Here is a 19,780-nt window from a genome sequence, read left to right as displayed (position 1 = left end):
TTACGGGAGCGTTAACAATTAGGCCAGCCATATGACGGCGGATACAAGGTTGAGTAGCGACTGGTAGTTTCTCGCCAGTCGCTCATAGCGTGTTGCCAGCCGCCTGAACTGCTTGATTTTCTGGAAGAACCTTTCTACCAGGTTGCGATCCTTGTAACAGTGCCAATCTATCTCGGGGCATTCCAAGCGATTCTTTCTCGGCGGAATCACCGGCTCGGCGCCCACCGCTCGAATGATGTCCCTCAAAGCGGTGGAATCATACCCCTTGTCGCCAAGCACCGCCGCTGGAGAAAAGCCCGCCAGTAACGCTGGGGCGGCTCCGTACTCAGACGCTTGGCCCGGTGTGAGGATTAGCCGTACCGGGTTGCCGAGGGCATCGACCGCCGCGTGGATCTTGGTGCTCAATCCCCCACGCGATTTCCCCATGGCTTCGGTGCTCTGAGCCGTTTTTTTGCCGCCCCATGCTGATGAACTTTGACGATACTGCCATCTATCATCAGCTGCTCCATGTCGGGATCATCGGCTAATGTGTCGATAACCTGCTGCCAGACCCCCTTCTTAGACCACCGGTTATAGCGCATGTAGACAGTGTGCCAGCGACCGAAGGCGTCGGGCAGATCACGCCAGGGAGCGCCTGTCCGGGCGATCCACAGGACGGCTTCCACGAACAAGCGATTGTCCTTGGCCGTCACCCCGCGATCTGAAGCTTTGCCGGGGAGCATGTGCTCGATGCGCTCCCATTGGTCATCACGTAGCATTAGCCGAGGCATAGATCACCGAAAAATGCTGATATTCTAAATCAGCCCGATCTCCATCAGCAATTGTTAACGCACCCTAGGCGTGTCCGCATTGGCAATGTTGGCAGCCAACACCTGGTGACGCGCCTGGCGCAAGCCAAGCGCCTGCTGGTGAAAATCAAAGGCTGATCCAAGCTGATCAATCATGCCGACCCTCGCTCGCCGTGAGGCCAAAATAAATCGAAAATTCTTGATCATGGATAATAGAGGCGAGGCTTTCATCTCTTAAAGCATGGAACAGGTAGCGTTTCTGCCAGCATTTCCCATGATACGGTGGCTACTTTTGCATTACACTGCCCAATCTACGCAGTCTCAGGCCTGTGTAGACTCTGAGTTTTCACACTGAGCGGCCCCTTCCATGCTTCATGCGTTGTCTCTCGTCACGGCCAGTCATACGCGCACCCTCTTCTCGCTCCTGGCGCTAGCCATTCTGGCTCTTCCCTATGCGGTGCAGGCGAACGACATGACGCTGGAAGAGAGCGTGCATCTATTTCTTTATCAGCAGGCGCAAACATTAGGGCAGGAAGCGGTCATCACCGTCACTCCCTCATCACCACATCTGCCTACCTGCGTGCAGCCTGAGCCTTTTTTACCCAACACGACCCAGCCCCCGGTCGGTAGAGTATCAGTGGGGGTAAGATGCGGTACCGATGGCCGCCAGGTGCGGTACATACAGGCACAGGTCGACGTCGTGGGTAACTACGTGGTCGCCACGCGTGATATCGAGCGTGGGACGCTCATTACCTCCGACATGCTGGGCCTACGGGATGGCAATTTGAGCAGCCTTGCGCCACAAACGCTGACCGATCAAGCAGACATTATTGGCAAGGTGGCTCAACGCCCGATTCGCAGCGGCGGTTCCTTTCAAGCACACTTTCTACAGGCACCTCACTTGGTGGAACGGGGGCAGCGTGTCACGGTCATAGCACAAGGCACTGGCTTTCGGGTTTCCCGTGAAGGAGAAGCCATGACCAATGGCGCACTGGGCGATATTATTCGAGTACGCTTTGGGGCACGCGAAATCGCCATGGCACGTGTCACTGGCCAGGGTGTTTTAGTGGTCGATTTTTGATTCAGCGCCTAAAGTCTTTAGTGCCCAAGCCGATAGTAACCATATAGCACGAGATGCCCAGACGTTGACGATGAGGCCCCCAACGTGAAAATCGACAACCTTAATCCGCTGGTACGCACCAACCAGGTTCAGCAGCGTGAAGATGCTCAAAAAGTTACCGGCCCCAAAACGCCGGATACGGACAACACGACCCGTGAACCCACACAGCTAAGCCAGTTCAGCGCGGATGGCAGCCAGGACATTGATATGGCCAGGGTTCAGGAAATCCGCGATGCCATTCGTGAAGGGCGTATGGAAATCCGTACCGACCGTATTGCCGATGGCCTAATTGCCAACCTGAAAGAGCTATAATCCTTATCATGAGCCTATCTCGCCTTCTCGACAGCCAGCTGCAGCGACTCGATGAACTCATTGAGCTGCTTACACACGAGCAAGAAGAGCTGACCAAGGGAAGCATCGATGGCGATACACTGTCAGACATCGCCCTCAAGAAACAAGCACTTCTGGGTGAGCTGGAGCGCGTCGAAGTGCTTAGGCGCGGCGTACAGGCAAAGCTTGGCTATTCAAATGGCGCTTCTGGCGCTCGCCAGGCAGCCAATGATGCCGACTGCCTACCCGTTTGGGAACGCTTGCTGGAAAAGGGCGAGCGCGTGGCTCGTATGAACGCCCTGACGGGGCAAATGCTGTCAGTGCGCATGAAACACAACCAGCAAATGCTGGATTACATTCGTCAGATTGCCGAAAAAACGCTTTATAAACCGGATGGGCGAAATAGCGCTCAACCTGGACGCATTAACACTTCTGCCTGAAACACACCTAAACAACTCTTATACAAGACACTTCAATTAGGCAACCTTGCCTAACTCTGGAGTCGTCATGCTACCTCATCTTCTCCAACAGTTTAACGCGGTGGTCACGGGAGCCAACGGCGGCATCGGTAGCGCCAGGCGGACCTAACGACCAGCAGCGGCCGGCGCACCTTGTCAGAGACCGTCGGAGAGCAGCCACTTCACCTGCTGATCAACACCATTGGCATGCTCCACGACTTAGATCTGCATATCCAGCCCGAAAAACGCCTCGAGCAACTCAGTGAAGAAGCGTTCATGCGCGTCATGCAGATCAACGCGATGACGCCCGCCATGCTGCTTGCGGCACTCAAGCCTTCCCTGCAAGGGAAACATCCCAGCATTATCGCCAGTCTTTCAGCCCGTGTCGGGTCTATTACGGATAACGGCTACGGTGGCTGGTATAGCTATCGAGCCAGCAAGGCGGCCCATAACATGCTGATGAAAACGGCCGCCATAGAGATTGGCCGTCTCAACAAACAAGCCATCGTGCTATGTCTTCACCCGGGCACGACGGATACCTTACTCTCCAAGCCCTTTCAGGCTAGGGTACCCAGCGACAAGCTGTTCACAACGGAGTATGTCGCTGATCGGCTCCTCGATGTCATGGCGCAACGCAGGCCCGAAGAGACCGGCAGTTTCTGGGATTGGGCAGGACAGCCCATCGAGTGGTAACTAAGGTTTTTGAATATCAAGGTTTTGTAATATCAGCCCACAGCAAAAAGCCCCGAACACAGTGTGCTCGGGGCTTTCTACGGGATAAGTGCCTGACGATGACCTACTCTCACATGGGGAGACCCCACACTACCATCGGCGCTAAGCGGTTTCACTTCTGAGTTCGGCATGGGATCAGGTGGTTCACGCGTGCTATGGTCGTCAGGCGTAACAGGTAATGCATATCATGCTGAGGTGTTCTTGACGTATTTTTGACGTGTATTGTGTGCGTCTCTTGTCAGCAAGCACTTGGGCTCACTGCCGCGTATCCGGTGTTGCGAGTGCGTTCGCACTCCTTCGTTATCACTACGACCAGACCCCTTGGGTGTTATAGGGTCAAGCCTCACGGGCCATTAGTACACGTTAGCTCAACGCCTTGCAGCGCTTCCACACCGTGCCTATCAACCAGCTGGTCTCGCTGGGCCCTTCAGGAGGCTCTAGGCCTCAGGGATGTCTCATCTTGAAGGGGGCTTCCCGCTTAGATGCTTTCAGCGGTTATCCCGTCCGACCATAGCTACCCGGCAATGCCACTGGCGTGACAACCGGAACACCAGAGGGTCGTCCACTCCGGTCCTCTCGTACTAGGAGCAGCTCTTCTCAAACATCCAACGCCCACGGCAGATAGGGACCGAACTGTCTCACGACGTTCTAAACCCAGCTCGCGTACCACTTTAAATGGCGAACAGCCATACCCTTGGGACCGACTTCAGCCCCAGGATGTGATGAGCCGACATCGAGGTGCCAAACACCGCCGTCGATGTGAACTCTTGGGCGGTATCAGCCTGTTATCCCCGGAGTACCTTTTATCCGTTGAGCGATGGCCCTTCCATACAGAACCACCGGATCACTAGAACCTGCTTTCGCACCTGCTCGACGTGTCTGTCTCGCAGTCAAGCACCCTTATGCTCTTGCACTCATTGCACGATGTCCGACCGTGCTGAGGGTACCTTCGTGCTCCTCCGTTACGCTTTGGGAGGAGACCGCCCCAGTCAAACTACCCACCACACACTGTCCTCGATCCGGATTACGGACCTGAGTGAGAACGCCAATGATGCCAGGCTGGTATTTCAAGGTTGGCTCCCCTCGAACTGGCGTCCGAGGTTCAAAGCCTCCCAGCTATCCTACACAGGCAACATCAGCGTCCAGTGTGAAGCTATAGTAAAGGTTCACGGGGTCTTTCCGTCTAGCCGCGGGTACACCGCATCTTCACGGCGATTTCAATTTCACTGAGTCTCGGGTGGAGACAGCGTGGCCATCATTACGCCATTCGTGCAGGTCGGAACTTACCCGACAAGGAATTTCGCTACCTTAGGACCGTTATAGTTACGGCCGCCGTTTACCGGGGCTTCGATCAAGAGCTTCGGACGAATCCTGACACCATCACTTAACCTTCCGGCACCGGGCAGGCGTCACACCCTATACGTCCTCTTGCGAGTTGGCAGAGTGCTGTGTTTTTACTAAACAGTTGCAGCCACCTGGTATCTTCGACCGGTTCGGGCTTGGAGAGCAAGTCTCGTCACCCTACGCCGGCGTGCCTTCTCCCGAAGTTACGGCACCATTTTGCCTAGTTCCTTCACCCGAGTTCTCTCAAGCGCCTTGGGATTCTCACCCTGACCACCTGTGTCGGTTTGGGGTACGGTCGCACATGATCTGAAGCTTAGAGGCTTTTCCTGGAAGCGTGGCATCAATGACTTCGACACCGTAGTGTCTTCGTTTCGTGTCTCGGCCTGGGAGGGTCCCGGATTTACCTGAGACCCCAGCCTACTCACTTTCACCAGGACAACCAACGCCTGGCTCACCTAGCCTTCTCCGTCCCCCCATCGCAATCATGTCCGGTACGGGAATATTGACCCGTTTCCCATCGACTACGCCTTTCGGCCTCGCCTTAGGCCGACTCACTCTGCTCCGATTAGCGTCGAACAGAAACCCTTGGTCTTCCGGCGAGGGAGTTTTTCACTCCCTTTATCGTTACTCATGTCAGCATTCGCACTCGTGATACCTCCAGCATGCTTCTCAACACACCTTCATCGGCTTACACGACGCTCCTCTACCGCTCATCCGTAAGGATGAACCCGTAACTTCGGTACGGTTTAGCCCCGTTACATCTTCCGCGCAGGCCGACTCGACTAGTGAGCTATTACGCTTTCTTTAAAGGATGGCTGCTTCTAAGCCAACCTCCTAGCTGTCTGAGCCTTCCCACATCGTTTCCCACTTAACCAGGATTTGGGGACCTTAGCTGACGGTCTGGGTTGTTTCCCTTTTCACGACGGACGTTAGCACCCGCCGTGTGTCTCCCACGCTTGCACTCACCGGTATTCGAGTTTGCCTCGGGTTGGTAAGTCGGGATGACCCCCTAGCCGAAACAGTGCTCTACCCCCGGCGGTGATACGTGAGGCGCTACCTAAATAGCTTTCGAGGAGAACCAGCTATCTCCGAGCTTGATTAGCCTTTCACTCCGATCCACAAGTCATCCAAATCTTTTTCAACAGATCCTGGTTCGGGCCTCCAGTTGATGTTACTCAACCTTCACCCTGCTCATGGATAGATCGCTCGGTTTCGGGTCTATATCCAGCGACTGTGTCGCCCAGTTAAGACTCGGTTTCCCTACGGCTCCCCTATACGGTTAACCTCGCCACTGAATATAAGTCGCTGACCCATTATACAAAAGGTACGCAGTCACAGAACAAGTCTGCTCCTACTGCTTGTACGCACACGGTTTCAGGATCTATTTCACTCCCCTCTCCGGGGTTCTTTTCGCCTTTCCCTCACGGTACTGGTTCACTATCGGTCAGCCAGGAGTATTTAGCCTTGGAGGATGGTCCCCCCGTCTTCAGTCAAGGTTTCTCGTGCCCCGACCTACTCGATTTCACGTGATCAGATTTTCGACTACGGGGCTATCACCCGCTATGGCCAGACTTCCCAGTCTGTTCGTCTAATCCGTCACACGCTTAAGGGCTGGTCCCCGTTCGCTCGCCGCTACTAGGGGAATCTCGGTTGATTTCTTTTCCTCAGGGTACTTAGATGTTTCAGTTCCCCTGGTTCGCCTCTTGCGCCTATGTATTCAGCGCAAGATACTCATCTTGTGATGAGTGGGTTTCCCCATTCAGAGATGTCCGGGTCGCAGGTCGTTTGCCACCTCACCGAACCTTATCGCAGGCTACCACGTCTTTCATCGCCTCTGGCTGCCTAGGCATCCACCGTGTGCGCTTCATTGCTTGACCCTATAACCCGAAGGAGTCTGGGGTTCGCAATGATAACGATTGCCGGATACGCTTGAGACGTATCACAATACAATTTACGTAGAAACGCGTTCAACGCGTTTCTGTCAGCATGATATACATTGTTAAAGAGCGACTGCCATAGGCAGTGATAAACACGCTGTTTCTTTCATTTTAAAAGAAAAAAGAAGGTCTTTCTTTTTCTTTCAACGTGAAAGCGCGTTTATCACTGCGCATCAACAGCATTCTGATCAGGTAATTCATTGTGAGCGCTTGCCGCGAGGGGAAGGCATCGTTTAAGGAGGTGATCCAGCCGCAGGTTCCCCTACGGCTACCTTGTTACGACTTCACCCCAGTCATGAACCACACCGTGGTGATCGCCCTCTTGCGTTAGGCTAACCACTTCTGGTGCAGTCCACTCCCATGGTGTGACGGGCGGTGTGTACAAGGCCCGGGAACGTATTCACCGTGGCATTCTGATCCACGATTACTAGCGATTCCGACTTCACGGAGTCGAGTTGCAGACTCCGATCCGGACTGAGATCGGCTTTTCGGGATTGGCTCACTCTCGCGAGTTGGCAACCCTTTGTACCGACCATTGTAGCACGTGTGTAGCCCTACTCGTAAGGGCCATGATGACTTGACGTCGTCCCCACCTTCCTCCGGTTTGTCACCGGCAGTCTCCTTAGAGTTCCCGCCATTACGCGCTGGCAAATAAGGACAAGGGTTGCGCTCGTTACGGGACTTAACCCAACATTTCACAACACGAGCTGACGACAGCCATGCAGCACCTGTCTCTGCGTTCCCGAAGGCACCAAGTGATCTCTCACAAGTTCGCAGGATGTCAAGAGTAGGTAAGGTTCTTCGCGTTGCATCGAATTAAACCACATGCTCCACCGCTTGTGCGGGCCCCCGTCAATTCATTTGAGTTTTAACCTTGCGGCCGTACTCCCGAGGCGGTCGACTTATCGCGTTAACTTCGCCACAAAGTGCGCTAGGCACCCAACGGCTGGTCGACATCGTTTACGGCGTGGACTACCAGGGTATCTAATCCTGTTTGCTACCCACGCTTTCGCACCTCAGTGTCAGTGTCAGTCCAGAAGGCCGCCTTCGCCACTGGTATTCCTCCCGATCTCTACGCATTTCACCGCTACACCGGGAATTCTACCTTCCTCTCCTGCACTCTAGCTTGACAGTTCCGGATGCCGTTCCCAGGTTGAGCCCGGGGCTTTCACAACCGGCTTATCAAGCCACCTACGCGCGCTTTACGCCCAGTAATTCCGATTAACGCTCGCACCCTCCGTATTACCGCGGCTGCTGGCACGGAGTTAGCCGGTGCTTCTTCTGTGAGTGATGTCTTTCCTGATGGGTATTAACCACCAGGCGTTCTTCCTCACTGAAAGTGCTTTACAACCCGAGGGCCTTCTTCACACACGCGGCATGGCTGGATCAGGGTTCCCCCCATTGTCCAATATTCCCCACTGCTGCCTCCCGTAGGAGTTCGGGCCGTGTCTCAGTCCCGATGTGGCTGATCATCCTCTCAGACCAGCTACGGATCGTCGCCTTGGTGAGCCATTACCTCACCAACCAGCTAATCCGACATAGGCTCATCCGATAGCGGGAGCCGGAGCCCCCTTTCTCCCGTAGGACGTATGCGGTATTAGCCTGGGTTTCCCCAGGTTATCCCCCACTATCGGGCAGATTCCTATGCATTACTCACCCGTCCGCCGCTCGTCAGCGGGGTGCAAGCACCCCCTGTTACCGCTCGACTTGCATGTGTTAGGCCTGCCGCCAGCGTTCAATCTGAGCCATGATCAAACTCTTCAGTTTAAGATCAATGCGATCCTTACTCGCCATCTCAGGACTAGCCGAAGACAACAAAAGCGGATCAAACTTGGCTCAAGGTTCAAACGAATTCACTGTGATACTCCGAAGAGTATCCTGGTGTTCGCTTGCCTTGATATTAGGTGATGATTCACCCTCATCGGCAAGCGCCCACATGAATTACCTGATCAAATTGTTAAAGAGCAACTTTCTTGAGTTCGCTGCGACGGGCTCGGTGACCTGAACCGTGTTGCCTCAGCGAGGAAGGCGTATTCTACGCATTCCGTGGTGTTTGTCAAGGGCTGTTTTCTGCGTGTGAAGCGAGCGATCAATCCAACCAACAGATGATGCTAACTTCCTGACAAACCGAAGGTTTTTCAACCTTCTTCACCGCTGGTAACGCTTGGCGTCCCCGGCAGCGGATGCGTACTTTACGGATTCGCTGCCGGGTTGGCAAGGGCTTTTTTAAAATAATTTCACGCTTTGCAGTCGCACACCTATATACCGTCTCTACTATCAGGCAGCACCGCCTGCTTTTACTCTTGCAACAGTACCTGCTGAGCATTAGACACCAGTGACTGGGAGCCGAGTTCAGCAATGGTGCGCGCCCCGGTCAACGTCATGGCAACGCGCATTTCTTTTTCAAACAGCTCGAGCAGGTGGGTCACGCCAGCCTCTCCCGCTGTCGCCAGCGCGTAGATGAAGGCCCGACCAATCAGCACCGTATCCGCTCCCATGGCAATCATTCTGACGACATCCAGGCCACTGCGCACGCCAGAGTCCGCCAGAATCGCTAGATCTCCTTTGACCGCATCTGCAATGGCGGGTAGCGCCCGAGCCGTGGACGGCACGCCGTCCAGCTGACGGCCGCCATGGTTGGATACCACGATACCATCTGCGCCAAATCGCACCGCATCCCGCGCATCTTCCGCATCAAGAATGCCCTTGATGATCATGGGCCCATCCCATTGCTCTCGAATCCACTCCAGATCTTTCCAGGAGATAGAAGGATCGAAGTTATCGCCCAGCCAGGCAATGTAATCCTCGAGCTCGGTTGGCTTGCCGCGATAGTCGGACACATTCCCCAGGTCATGGGGGCGGCCATTGACCCCAACGTCCCAGGCCCACAGGGGATGCCGTACCGCTTGCAGAATACGCCGTGCTGGGCCGTGCTTGCCGCTCATGCCGGAGTGGGCATCACGATAACGCGCCCCAGGTACCGGCATATCCACGGTAAAAACGAGCGTCTTTACGCCCGCTTCCTTGGCACGATCCAGCACATGCTTCATGAACCCACGGTCTTTCAGCACGTAGAGCTGAAACCAGATGGGCCGGTCGACCGCTGCCGCCACTTCGGCAATCGGGCAAACCGATACGGTCGACAGGGTAAAGGGCACCCCTTTCTTACTGGCCGCGCGGGCTGCCTGCACCTCGCCCCGCCGAGCATACATACCTGCCAGCCCTACCGGCGCCAGCGCCAACGGCATCGCAAGCTTTTCACCAAACAGCTCGGTTTCCAGAGAAAGCGAGGACATGTCCTTCAGCACCCGCTGACGTAGCGCAACATCACGCAGGTCATCCACGTTGCGACGCAGGGTGTGCTCTGCGTACGACCCTCCATCCGCATAATGAAAGAGGAAAGGGGGAAGGCGACGCTTGGCAGCCCGGCGATAGTCCGTGGAGGCAGAAATGATCATGGAGCACCCTATGGAGAGATTGCACTGTTGTTGTCACGTCAGCAAAAAGCCATGCCTACATGCTCTTGCTTACCCACGACGCATGAGTATGCCAGCGCTCTAGCGTATTAATTGGTTTTACCAATTTACAAAAAAAACAGAAACAACATTAGATAGGCCGATCTTGTGTGTCAAACACAAAACGTGCAATTAGCCCATGGTGCCCACCATACTTTAGTTCAAAGCGCTGCTTTCTTATTGGAATGGCATGCTACGGACGCTTGAGCGGAACATTTAAATTGATTACCCTTGGTCTTACCAATTATTGGAGCTACTGTTCATGTCTTACCCGCCGCTCCGCCAACAGCGCCTTGCCGATGTGATTACCGAACGCCTTGAAGGCATGATTCTGGAAGGAAGCTTGAAACCCGGGCAGCGCTTGCCCCCTGAAAGAGAGCTGGCTGAGCGTTTTGGTGTTTCTCGCCCTTCCTTGCGAGAAGCCATTCAGAAATTGGCTGCCCGCGGATTACTGAGCAGTCGCCAAGGCGGCGGCACCTTTGTCAACGAGACGCTCAACAGCGGCTATACCGACCCCTTGCTGGAAATGCTTTCCCGCCACAAGGAATTTCACCTGGATCTGCTGGAGTTTCGCGATGCCATGGAGGGCATATCGGCCTACTATGCTGCACTGCGCTCGACACCCGCCGACAAAGCCGTGCTGATACAGCGCTTCGAGGAGCTGGACGGCGGTTTCGTCGGCGCCGACCCTGCACAGGAAGCCAAGCTGGACGCCGCGTTTCATTTGGCGATTGCCGAAGCAGCGCACAATGTCCTGCTCTTGCACACCATTCGCGGTATCTTCCATCTCCTGGAGCAGAGTATCGTGGATAATCTGGCGCACCTGTTTGCCAAGCCAGACTCCCGCTCACAGTTGATGAAGCAGCACCGAGCGCTGCTCGATGCCATCCTGGAGGGCCGCGCAGAAGACGCCCGAGCCCGCGCTCACGAACACCTGGTGTATGTGGAAGAGGGGCTACTCGAAATGGCCCGTGCGGAGACCCGCGCTCAGCGCGCATTACGCCGTGCCCAGGGCACGCGCACCTCCGCATGAGCCGCTCTCCCGGCCCACGTTGGCGGCTTGCCTGGCTGCTGATCCTGCCGGTGGGGCTTGCGCTGTGCATGTGGCAGGCCGCCCAGCTAGCCCGCGAGCAGGCGCTTGCCAATCTGCGCGACGACGCTGAAAACGAGCTGCGCCTATCAGCAGCCAACTTGACGGGCTACCTATCCCGTTATGATTACCTGCCCCAAATGCTCTCTACCCGAGAAGGCATCCAGCGTTACCTGGCCGCGCCTGAAGGTCAGGACCCCATGTCGCTGAACCTGCTATTGGACCGTTTTCGGTTTACAGCGGGCGTGTCGGACGTTTATCTGCTGGATCGCGACGCCTACACCATTGCGGCCAGCAACTGGCATCGCCCCAATACTTTCATTGGCCATAACTACGCCTTCCGCAGTTATTACACCGATGCCATTGCCGGTGGGCAAGGGCGTTTTTACGGTCTGGGTACGCAGTCGCTGGAGCGGGGATACTTCTTTTCTGCCCCCGTGTGGCTGGACGATACCTCACCCGACGCCACACCGGATGGCGTGCTGGTCATCAAGGTGCTGCTCGATGAGGTCGAAGAGAGCTGGGCACAGCAAGATGCGGAGCTGTTTGTCACGGACAGCGACTCGATCATTTTCATGGCCAGCCAACCCGAGCTGCGCATGAATGCGCTCTACCCCCTCAACGAAGCGCAGCGCGAAAGCCTTCGCGCAACGCGTCGCTATGCCATCGAGCCGCTCGACCCCTCCGGCATTGAGGTAGAGGCCCCCTATGGCCCCGACAGCTACCTTGTCAGCTTTACCCATGGCCCGCTGCAGGGAGAGCGCTACCTCAGCTTGACGAGACCGCTACCGGAATTTGGCTGGCAGATGCATATTCTCAAGCCATTGAACTCGGTGATCAGCGCCCAATGGGTGGCCGCCTTGATGGCAGGAGGCCTCTATGGCGTCGTTGCACTGGGCGCAGGCATCGGCTGGCAACGTTTACGGCTACGCCGAGAGCGGGAAGCCTTTGCCGAACGTGAACGACAGACTCTGGCGCGCGCGCGCGATGAGCTGGAAGCCAGCGTGGAGCGTCGAACACGCGATCTGGTGGCCAGCAATCAACGCCTTTCCGATGAAATCGAAGAGCGCCGTCGGGCAGAAGCCAATCTTCAGCAAACCCAGAACGAGTTGATACAAGCCGCCAAGCTGGCCGTGTTGGGCCAACTGGCCGCAGGCATCAATCATGAGCTCAATCAGCCGCTGGCCGCTATTCGCGCCTATGCTGAAAACGCGCGCCGTTTCATCGAATTGACGCGCATCGAGCAAGCCGATGCCAATCTGGCGCAAATCGTCGAGCTGACCCAGCGCATGGCAGATATCAGTGCTCAGCTACGCCAATTTTCTCGCAAAAGCAGCGAGCGCCACGAAACCATTTCTGTCCAGGCCTGCATCGAGTACGCCCTGCGCCTGTTTCACAGCCGACTGCGCGATGGCAGTATCCAGGTGACGCCTCAATGGCCCGCCGAAACCCTGTGGGTAGAGGGAGACCTGGTACGCCTGGAACAGGTCATCGTCAACTTGATTGGCAATGCCATTCAGGCAATGAAAGATGCCGCCCAGCCCACACTCACACTGCAGGCCGAGGCCACGCCCCATCACGTGCATATCCATGTCATCGACAATGGCCCCGGCATCGCCGAACAACATGTCTCGCGAATCTTCGAGCCCTTTTTCACCACCAAGGCACCAGGCAGCGGCCTGGGGCTAGGACTTTCCATCTCATCGCGTATCATGGAGGACCTGGGTGGCAAGCTGCAGGCCAGCAACCGAGCCGAGGGAGGCGCGTGCTTCACGATCTCCTTGCCGCGCACGCGTGTGCCGCCCCCCAGCGAGCTGCAGAGAGTAACGGAGAACAATAACCATGCATGAACCGTCGACACTGCCGGTCATGGTGATCGACGACGAGCCACATCTGCGTATCACCGCGAGCCAGACCCTGGAGCTGGCCGGCTACACTCCCTACTGCTTCGAATCCGCAGAGCAAGCCTTGGCGGCGCTGCCCGACGACTTCCCAGGCGTCATCGTCAGCGACATCCGCATGCCCGGCATGGATGGCATGGCCCTGCTGCATGAGCTTCACCATCGCGATGCCACCCTGCCGATCATACTGATCACTGGCCATGGCGACATCTCGACGGCGGTGGAAGCAATGCGCGCCGGCGCCTGGGATTTTCTGGAAAAGCCTTTTGCGGGCGATCAGCTGCTGGACGTCGTGAGACGCGGCATCGAAAAGCGCCAGCTAAGCCTGGAAAACCTGCGCCTGAAAGCCGAGCTCGAAGTCCAGCACGCTGCGCTCGGGCCTCGCCTGGTAGGCCGCACGCCGGTCATTTCGCGCCTGGCGGCCATGATCCAGCGCATCAGCCAGGTAGAGGCCGATGTCTTGCTGTTTGGCGAAACCGGCACAGGGAAAGATCTGGTGGCCCGCGCGATCCATGAACGCAGCGCTCGTCGCAATAGCCCCTTCATGGCGATCAACTGCGGCGCCGTGCCGGAAAACACCATCGAATCAGAGCTGTTTGGGCACGAAAAAGGCGCTTTCACAGGGGCCGTGGAGCGGCGTATCGGCAAGTTCGAACATGCCAACGGCGGCACGGTGTTTCTGGATGAGATCGAGTCCATGCCCATGGCACTGCAAGTCAAGCTGCTGCGCGTACTGCAGGAGCGCAGCGTCGAACGTCTGGGAGCCAATGAAGCCGTACCGCTCGATATTCGCGTGATTGCCGCCACCAAGGTAGATCTCAAAGTGGCGGCCGACGACGGGCTGTTTCGCGAAGACCTCTACTACCGTCTCAATGTGGTCACCCTGCCCCTGCCCGCCCTGCGCGAGCGGCGGGAAGACATCCCGCTCCTTTTTCAGCACTTTGCCGTGGTCGCCGCCAACCGTAGCGGGCTGGAAGCGCCAACGCTGGACAGCCCGGCCATTGCCGCCCTGCTGGCCCACGACTGGCCAGGCAACGTGCGCGAGCTGCGCAACCTTGCCGAACGTTACGTTTTGCTGGGTGCCGCGTTCGACTATCGGCTGGACGCCTTGCTGGAAGGTGTCGCCGCAGACACCCATGAACCCACGCTACCGCGCCAGGTAGAGCTGTTCGAAAAGAGCCTGATCAGCCAGTCACTGGCGCGTCACCACGGCCGCGTAACGGAAGTGTGTCGCCACCTGGGCATCCCGCGCAAGACGTTCTACGACAAACTCAAAAAGCATGGCCTGAGCGCTGACGATTACCGCCACAGCAGTGACCCTTGACGCATCAGTTCCAGCAGCACTCCCCAGGGCGGCACCCAGGGCACCAGCACCAGCATGGCAATGAGCATCAAAAGATTAGAGAGAGGACGTCGGCTATCGCCCAGCTTGAGCGCCGTACCAAACGAGCGCTTCAGCCGCGCCCCCTCCAGATCGACACTGAACAGCTCATCCAGTCCCAGGTGGATGATAAACCCCACCAGTACCGCGGCACCGTGCGACCAGGCCAACCAGGCGGGCTGCGCTAGCAGATGGTAGCTGAGCGCCGCCGTCGCCAGGGCGCACAACCCCGCCGCCATCAACGAGTGCCAGATCCCTCGGTGAACGGTCAATCTGGAGAAGAGAATCGCGGCCAGGTAGCGCACTGAAAAATAGATACCGCCACAGGCCACCAGCAGCAACCCGGGCGTCAACCAGGGCTGCAACATCAATACCCCCATCACCAGGGTAGGCACCGACAACAGGTTGAAAATCAGACGGATAGAGCGGGAACGGTCTGCGTCTATGTCGGGCAGGATGCCACCGAAGGCCACCAGCGCAATGATCAGCAAGGATTGCGACGCGGGCCACCACTGCGCTTGCCAGCCCATATAGGCCATGAGCGTACCGCCTGCGGCGGCCACGGTAATGTGCGTGCGAAAGTTGGCCATGTCGTGGCACTCTGAAAAACTGGATAAATTACCAGATTATCGAAGACTACAACACGGCCTGATATAAAAAAAGCTGCCGTTTACCAAAGGTTTAGGCTAACCACTTTGCTGTGCTAGAAACTCGTCCTTCAATTTGACGTAGTTGCCTGCCGTATAGGGGAAAAAGGCCCGCTCTTGCTCTTTCAAAGGCCGCAACGGCTTGGCAGGATTGCCCGCATATACATGGCCACTTTCCAGCCGTTTGCCCGGTGTCACCACCGCTCCCGCCGCAATAATCACCTCGTCCTCCACCACCGCGCCATCCATGACGATGGCGCCCATGCCCACCAGAATGCGGTTACCCAACGTGCAGCCGTGAAGAATGGCCTTGTGACCGATGGTGACATCGTCACCGATCGTCAAAGAAAAGCCCTCCGGGTTGAAATCGCTGGCGTGAGTGATATGCAGCACGCTGCCATCCTGCACGCTGGTGCGCGCCCCGATAGTGATCCTGTGCATATCGCCACGGATCACGCTCATGGGCCATACCGAGCAGTCGTCGCCCAGAGTGACGTTGCCGATCACGACACTGGCCGGGTCGATATAGACACGCTCGCCCAACGTAGGGGAGTGTGCGTGAAACGCGCGTAAGGCATTGCTCATGAAGACTCTCCTGTTAGTGACACAAGAACCACTATAGCAATCCACCCAGCAGGACGATGAAGGTCAGCGGAATGGAGACCCAACGGACCAGACGTTGCCAAAGCAGGAAGCCTCGCTCACCCACGCCCAGGGTGCGCATCACCAAGGGCTGTGGCATTACCCAGGCCGCGAAGATGGCAATCAACAATCCCCCCATGGGCAGGAAGATGTCCGGAGGGATACTGCTGACCAGCTCGAACACGTTGCGCCCAAACAGCGGTCTAAACTCCGCCAGGTGAGAAAAGGAGAAGGCCGACAGCAGCCCCAGCAGCCAGACACTGATCGCCACGACGGCCGTGGAAACGCTGCGCCGCCAGCCAAGGCCCTGCAGCGTGGCCACCATGGGCTCCGCCAGATTGATGGCTGACGTCCACGTCGCGAGCAGCAGCAGCAAAAAGAACACGCTCAGCCACAGGGAACCCCAGGGCAACTCAGAGAAGGCAATGGGTAGGGTCACGAACATCAACCCCGGCCCGTCCGCCGGGTCCATCCCCTGGGCAAACACTACTGAAAAGATCGCAATACCCGCCAGCAGCGCCACGCTGATATCCAGCACGGCCACCGCACAAGCGGCTTTCGGCAGGCTCTGTTCATCCGGCATATAGGCCCCGTAGGCCATCAACGCACACGCCCCTACGGCCAGGGTGAAAAAAGCGTGTCCCATGGCATGCAGCACCACCGACGCGGTGACGTTTTCGAAAGACGGCATGAACAGCCAGTGCAGCGCCGCCCCAAAGCCGCTGGTGGTCATGGCGTAGAGGGCTAATAGCACCAACAGGCCATAGAGCACCGGCATCAAGAGATTATTGAGCCGCTCCAGGCCTTTCGCGACGCCAGCCGCCACCACCGTCATGGTCATGAACAGGAACAGTGAATGGTTGAAAATCAGCAAGCCTGGGTTGGCCAGAAAGGCGTCAAAGCCAGCGCCGATCTCGGCGGCACTGGCCCCGTCAAAGTTGCCATTGATGGAGGCCACCAGAAACTCGATCGACCAGCCAGACACCACGGAATAAAACGACAGAATGCAAAACACCGTCAGCGCGCCGAACAGCCCCAGCCAGCGCCAGTGGGGCGAGGCACCCGCCTGTGTGGCCAGTACGCCCAGTGACTGCATGGGGCCTCGACGGCCAGCGCGGCCAATGAGTATTTCCGCCATCATCACGGGCAGGCCCAGCAACAGGACAAACGCCACGTAAATCAGCAAGAAGGCCGCCCCGCCGTTTTCCCCGGCCACATAGGGAAAACGCCAAATATTGCCAAGCCCTACCGCGGCACCGGTCACCGCGAGAATAAAGGCACGCTTCGACCCCCAACGCTCCAGCGTTTCACTCATCTTCTGCTCCTGCCTTGGTGGCACTCGATTCGACGTATCAAAAGGCGGCAAGACTAGCAGGCGCATGCCTCCAGGCCAATGCCGCCATTGAAACTGACCTCGGCTGCCCGCACTGTGTCATTATCCACGGACGCTTTTCGCGCCCGCATGAACCAACCTGCCGCCATCGAGGTGCCTATGTCCCGCAACCCATTGCTAGAGAGCCATGAGCTCCCCCCTTTCGCCGACATTCGTGCCGAACACGTGGTGCCCGCGGTAGAACAACTGCTCAACGAGGGTCGCGACGCCATCGAGCGCCTTGCCCAACAAGCCGCTCATCAACCGCCTACCTGGGACAACTTTGCCGCGCCCATGGAAGCCGTGAACGACCGCCTGTCTCAGGCCTGGTCGCCGGTGTTGCACCTCAACAGCACCATGAACAGCCCGGAACTGCGTGACGCCTATCAGGCCTGTTTGGAGAAGCTGTCGGCCTTTGGCACTTGGGTAGGCCAACATGAAGGGCTCTTCAAGGGCTGGCAGGCGCTCAAGGAAGGTCCTGCCTGGCACGACCTGAGCACCGCCCAACGGCGCACCGTTGATAATGCGCTGCGCGACTTCCGCTTGGCGGGCGTGGACCTTCCAGCCGACAAGAAGGCGCGTTACGGCGACATTCAAGCGCGTCTCTCCACGCTGTCCAATCAGTTTTCCAACCATGTGCTGGATGCCACACAGGCATGGCACAAGGACATCACTGACCCTGCGCTGCTGGCAGGCGTGCCGGAAAGTGCTCTGGAAACGCTGAAAGCACTGGCAGAGGCCAAAGGCGCAGAGGGTTACCGCATCACGCTCGACTTCCCCAGCTTCTTTCCGATCGTCAGCTATGCCGACAACCGTGAACTGCGCGAGGAAGTGTATACCGCCTTTGTGACGCGCGCCTCAAACCAGGGCCCTAAAGCAGGCCAGTTTGATAACGCCCCCATTCTGGAAGAGACGCTGGCCCTGCGCCAGGAGCTGGCCCGCCTGCTCGGCTTCGATACTTACGCCGACTACTCGCTGGTTACCAAGATGGCCGACTCCCCCGCCCAGGTACTCGACTTTCTCGAAGACCTGGCCCAGCGTGCCAAGCCGCAAGCTCAGCAGGAGTTTGCCGAGCTCAGCGCCTACGCCCGTGATGAGCTCGGGCTCGACACGCTGCAGCCATGGGATGTCGCCTATGCCAGTGAAAAGCTGCGCGTGGCTCGCCATGACCTCTCCCAGGAGCAGCTACGCCCCTACTTTCCCGCCCCCCACGTGGTCAACGGGTTGTTTCAAGTCATCGAGCGCCTCTACAACGTGCAGGTAGCGGAAGATACCAGCGTGGCCAGCTATCATGACGATATGCGGTTTTTCAGAATTACCGAGCAAGGCAAGCCGATTGCGGGGTTCTACCTCGACCTTTACGCCCGGGAGGGCAAACGCGGAGGCGCCTGGATGGCGGACTGCCGAGTACGCCGCCAGACAGAACACGGCCTGCAACTGCCGGTCGCCTTCCTGACCTGTAATTTCACCGCCCCGGTGGGCGGCAAACCTGCCTTGCTGACCCACGACGAAGTCACAACGCTGTTCCACGAGTTCGGCCACGGCTTGCACCACATGCTGACCAAGCAGGACATCGCCGATGTTTCCGGCATCAACGGCGTGGCCTGGGACGCGGTCGAACTGCCTAGCCAGTTCATGGAGAACTACTGCTGGGAAAAAGAGGGGCTAGCGCTACTGTCCAGACACGTGGATACCGGCGAACCGCTCCCCGATGCACTGTTCGAGCGTCTCCAGGCGGCCAAGAACTTCCAGTCCGCCATGGGCATGTTGCGCCAGATAGAGTTTTCGCTCTTCGACATGCGCCTGCACCATGAATTGGAAGCTCCCAGCGCCGACGACGTACAAGGCCTGCTGGACGACGTACGCCGCCACACCTCAGTGGTTCCCGTGGTGCCCTTCAATCGCTTCCAGAACAGCTTTAGCCACATCTTTGCAGGGGGCTATGCGGCGGGATATTACAGCTACAAGTGGGCCGAAGTGCTCTCCGCCGACGCCTGGAGCGCCTTCGAAGAAGCGGGTATTTTTGACCCTGCCACCGGCCAGCGCTTCAAGGAAGAGATCCTTGAACAGGGCGGCGCCCGCGATGCTGCCGAGCTATTCGTCGCGTTTCGTGGTCGCGAGCCCAGTGTGGCTCCGCTGCTGCGCCACAGCGGTATCCGCGCTGCCTAATCCACTCTTAATCTCTACGCGGTAGCTCTGCTGCCGCGTCTCGGGAGTCCTGTCATGTCGAGTATCAAACGCTTTATTGCCGGGGTTACATGCCCCCGCTGCGCCGCCATGGACCGTATTCGCGCCTGGGAGCAGCATGGCATTCGCTACCGTGAATGCGTCAACTGTGATTTCTTCGAGCAGCTGCCGATCGAGGATGAAACATCGCCAGAGCTGGTGACTCGAGTCAATCAGGTACGCGATGAGCAAAAAGTACAGGATGTACAGCCAGTGCGTATCCTGGATCCCGGCAAACCGAAGTAGCGACGCCCAGGAGTCATCTTTCTCTCCAAAATGTGCGGAAAACCGCACGCT

At 57.4% G+C, this 19,780-nt stretch carries 13 protein-coding genes, 3 rRNA genes and 2 pseudogenes; 9 read left to right on the top strand and 9 right to left on the bottom strand.

Annotated elements, in window-relative coordinates:
• Positions 1-18: 18 nt before the first annotated feature.
• Positions 19-722 (bottom strand): annotated as a pseudogene (locus KVY02_RS00670) (IS5 family transposase).
• A gap of 105 nt (positions 723-827) precedes the next feature.
• Positions 828-944: pseudogene (locus KVY02_RS00665) on the bottom strand (flagellar basal body rod protein FlgB); the annotation flags it as partial.
• A 211-nt stretch (positions 945-1,155) separates the two neighbouring features.
• Between KVY02_RS00665 and flgA the strand changes: the two are divergent.
• From flgA to KVY02_RS00645, 4 genes are all read left to right on the top strand, one after another.
• On the top strand, positions 1,156-1,869 hold the full coding sequence (gene flgA / locus KVY02_RS00660; RefSeq protein ID WP_081139125.1) for a flagellar basal body P-ring formation chaperone FlgA: 714 nt from the start codon (positions 1,156-1,158) through the stop codon (positions 1,867-1,869).
• An 84-nt stretch (positions 1,870-1,953) separates the two neighbouring features.
• The gene (gene flgM, locus KVY02_RS00655; RefSeq protein WP_081139124.1) at positions 1,954-2,220 is read left to right on the top strand and encodes a flagellar biosynthesis anti-sigma factor FlgM; all 267 of its coding nucleotides are present in this window, start codon (positions 1,954-1,956) and stop codon (positions 2,218-2,220) included.
• An 8-nt stretch (positions 2,221-2,228) separates the two neighbouring features.
• Positions 2,229-2,678, top strand: coding sequence for a flagella synthesis protein FlgN (locus KVY02_RS00650; RefSeq protein ID WP_081139122.1), 450 nt, complete (start codon positions 2,229-2,231; stop codon positions 2,676-2,678).
• 171 nt (positions 2,679-2,849) lie between these two features.
• Complete coding sequence (locus tag KVY02_RS00645) at positions 2,850-3,389, top strand: SDR family NAD(P)-dependent oxidoreductase (protein WP_371317392.1); 540 nt, start codon at positions 2,850-2,852, stop codon at positions 3,387-3,389.
• Positions 3,390-3,479: 90 nt separating this feature from the next.
• On the opposite strand, the gene rrf is transcribed toward KVY02_RS00645, so the two are convergent.
• The 4 genes from rrf to lldD all read right to left on the bottom strand — a co-directional run bounded on the left by rrf (position 3,480) and on the right by lldD (position 10,167).
• Positions 3,480-3,595, bottom strand: a 5S ribosomal RNA gene (gene rrf, locus KVY02_RS00640).
• 165 nt (positions 3,596-3,760) lie between these two features.
• Positions 3,761-6,649: ribosomal RNA gene (locus KVY02_RS00635) — 23S ribosomal RNA — on the bottom strand.
• 294 nt (positions 6,650-6,943) lie between these two features.
• Positions 6,944-8,476, bottom strand: a 16S ribosomal RNA gene (locus KVY02_RS00630).
• The 16S, 23S and 5S rRNA genes sit together here, the layout of an rRNA operon.
• 530 nt (positions 8,477-9,006) lie before the next feature.
• A complete protein-coding gene (lldD, locus tag KVY02_RS00625) occupies positions 9,007-10,167 on the bottom strand; it encodes an FMN-dependent L-lactate dehydrogenase LldD (protein WP_016915677.1) in 1,161 nt (386 codons plus the stop codon).
• Between the two features lie 319 nt (positions 10,168-10,486).
• On the opposite strand from lldD, the gene KVY02_RS00620 reads away from it, so the two are divergent.
• From KVY02_RS00620 to KVY02_RS00610, 3 genes are read left to right on the top strand one after another with little or no spacing between them, the layout of a single operon-like run.
• Positions 10,487-11,257, top strand: a complete 771-nt coding sequence (locus KVY02_RS00620) for a GntR family transcriptional regulator (protein ID WP_081137930.1) — start codon at positions 10,487-10,489, stop codon at positions 11,255-11,257.
• Positions 11,254-13,164 (top strand): ATP-binding protein, encoded by a 1,911-nt coding sequence (locus KVY02_RS00615; protein WP_218314121.1) that lies wholly within the window; start codon positions 11,254-11,256, stop codon positions 13,162-13,164. Before KVY02_RS00620 ends, KVY02_RS00615 begins: the two co-directional genes overlap by 4 nt.
• Entirely contained in the window at positions 13,157-14,539 is a 1,383-nt protein-coding gene (locus tag KVY02_RS00610) for a sigma-54-dependent transcriptional regulator (RefSeq protein ID WP_016915674.1), read from the top strand. Before KVY02_RS00615 ends, KVY02_RS00610 begins: the two co-directional genes overlap by 8 nt.
• Here KVY02_RS00610 and KVY02_RS00605 read toward each other — a convergent pair.
• From KVY02_RS00605 to KVY02_RS00595, 3 genes are all read right to left on the bottom strand, one after another.
• On the bottom strand, positions 14,515-15,186 hold the full coding sequence (locus tag KVY02_RS00605) for a metal-dependent hydrolase (protein WP_218314120.1): 672 nt from the start codon (positions 15,184-15,186) through the stop codon (positions 14,515-14,517). The genes KVY02_RS00610 and KVY02_RS00605 overlap by 25 nt on opposite strands.
• A 96-nt stretch (positions 15,187-15,282) precedes the next feature.
• Complete coding sequence (locus KVY02_RS00600; protein ID WP_218314119.1) at positions 15,283-15,828, bottom strand: gamma carbonic anhydrase family protein; 546 nt, start codon at positions 15,826-15,828, stop codon at positions 15,283-15,285.
• 31 nt (positions 15,829-15,859) lie between these two features.
• Complete coding sequence (locus KVY02_RS00595; protein WP_100731983.1) at positions 15,860-17,200, bottom strand: sodium-dependent transporter; 1,341 nt, start codon at positions 17,198-17,200, stop codon at positions 15,860-15,862.
• 177 nt (positions 17,201-17,377) lie between these two features.
• Between KVY02_RS00595 and prlC the strand changes: the two genes are divergently transcribed.
• Both prlC and KVY02_RS00585 read left to right on the top strand, forming a co-directional pair.
• Complete coding sequence (gene prlC, locus KVY02_RS00590) at positions 17,378-19,426, top strand: oligopeptidase A (protein WP_218314118.1); 2,049 nt, start codon at positions 17,378-17,380, stop codon at positions 19,424-19,426.
• A 54-nt stretch (positions 19,427-19,480) separates the two neighbouring features.
• A complete protein-coding gene (locus KVY02_RS00585) occupies positions 19,481-19,729 on the top strand; it encodes a YheV family putative zinc ribbon protein (RefSeq protein ID WP_081194850.1) in 249 nt (82 codons plus the stop codon).
• The last annotated feature ends 51 nt before the right edge of the window (positions 19,730-19,780 follow it).

The organism is Halomonas sp. 18071143 (genome assembly GCF_019211725.1).
Classification (GTDB): domain Bacteria; phylum Pseudomonadota; class Gammaproteobacteria; order Pseudomonadales; family Halomonadaceae; genus Vreelandella; species Vreelandella stevensii.
This window is presented reverse-complemented; position numbering and strand designations above follow the sequence as displayed.